This is a genomic window from Inquilinus sp. OTU3971 (assembly GCF_038440215.1).
The window spans coordinates 1-1,612 of record NZ_JASATH010000408.1; the positions used below are offsets into that span (position 1 = coordinate 1).

The 1,612-nt window shown below is 66.7% G+C and carries 1 protein-coding gene; it reads left to right on the top strand.

Going from position 1 to position 1,612, the window contains the following annotated elements; translation table 11 throughout:
* Positions 1 to 93 precede the first annotated feature (93 nt).
* The gene (locus AAHM41_RS40135; protein ID WP_342242245.1) at positions 94 to 1,482 is read left to right on the top strand and encodes an IS1380 family transposase; all 1,389 of its coding nucleotides are present in this window, start codon (positions 94 to 96) and stop codon (positions 1,480 to 1,482) included.
* Positions 1,483 to 1,612 lie beyond the last annotated feature (130 nt).

A 1,612-nucleotide genomic window follows, 5' to 3' on the forward strand; every position in this document is an offset into this window, starting at 1 on the left:
CGGATATCTCACCGATGGGGGGTGCATCGGGGCTCTGAATCTGGGAAAATACTTCTGCAACAAAGACTTACCCTTCAGCAGAGGTGTTCCCCGATGCCGACAGAGTGTAGCGCGGACCTGTTCGAGTTTGCACCTGTCGAAAGACGGGCGGTGGTGGCGGCCTTCGATGGTGGGAAGATCACCTCGGACGCCGGGGCGCTGCTGCTGGGCTTGGCCGATCGGGCGATCGGGCTGGTGGGCCGCTTCGCCGGCTGCTTTGCGGACGCGCGCAACCCGGCGCTGATCGAGCATCAGGTCAGGACGCTGGTGGGCCAGCGGGTGTTCGCCATTGCGCTGGGCTATGAGGACCTGAACGATCATGACCAGTTACGCCACGATCCGGTGATGGCGGTGCTGGCCGGCAAGCTGAAGCCGGTTCGGCAGAAGAAGTGCGCGCCGGTGGCCGGCAAAAGCACGTTGAACCGGCTGGAGCTGAGCCTTCCTGCGCCCTCGCGCTACAAGAAGATCAGCTACGAGGCCGAGCCGATCGAAGCCCTGTTCGTGGACCTCTTCCTGGAGGCGCATCGGGCCGCGCCCGATCAGATCGTCATCGACCTGGACGCCACCGACGATCCGCTGCACGGGATGCAGGAGGGGCGCTTCTTCCACGGCTATTACGACAGCTTCTGCTATCTGCCGCTCTACATCTTCTGCGGCCGCCATCTGCTGGCGGCCAAGCTGCGGACCAGCGACCGCGACGCCGCCGACGGCTCGGTGGCGGAGATGGCGCGCATCATCGGCCAGATCCGCTCGCGCTGGCCGAAGGTGAGGGTCGTCCTGCGCGGCGACTCAGGCTTCGCTCGTGAGGCCTTGATGGCCTGGTGCGAGGAAAGCCGCGTCGACTATCTCTTCGGCCTGCAGGGCAATGTGCGGCTCACCGCCGAGATCGCCGCCGAACTGGACCAAGCCACGGCCGCCTCCCAGGCCGACGACGGCCGGCCCGCACGGCGCTTCAAGGACTTCAGCTATCGGCCCCGCAAGAAGGCCTGGAGCCGCGCCCGCCGCGTCATCGGCAAGGCCGAGGTCACCCAGGGCGAGGCCAACCCGCGCTTCGTGGTCACCTCGCTCACCGCCGAGGCCTGGCCGGCCCAGAGCCTCTACGAGGAGCTCTACTGCGCCAGGGGCGAGATGGAGAACCGCATCAAGGAATGCCAGCTCGACCTGTTCGCCGACCGCACCTCCGCAGCCACCATGAGAGCCAATCAGCTGCGCCTGTGGTTCGCCTCCATGGCTTATGAGCTCACCTGTGCCCTGCGCCGCATCGGCCTGCACCACACCCAGCTCCAGAACGCCACCTGCGGCTCACTGCGCCTGAAGCTCTTCAAGATCGGCGCGCTGGTCAGAACCTCCGTGCGACGCATCAAGATCGCCATGGCCTCGGCCTGCCCGTTCCAGCGCGAATGGGCCATCGCCTACGCCCGCCTCTCCGCCCAAGCCGCTTGAGCGCCCCGCCAAACCTTCCCGCAAACAGAACCGACCACCGCCGATACAGACCCACCGCTCTCCGCGGCCAGAGCACCCGTGCGCCCCCGCAAACGCCAGCCTTACCGGCCACCCCACCAAGCCCAAACTG

Excerpts from the sequence above, each read along its gene's own strand:
- AAHM41_RS40135 (WP_342242245.1), top strand. The coding sequence starts at position 94 with ATGCCGACAGAGTGTAGCGCGGACCTGTTCGAGTTTGCACCTGTCGAA.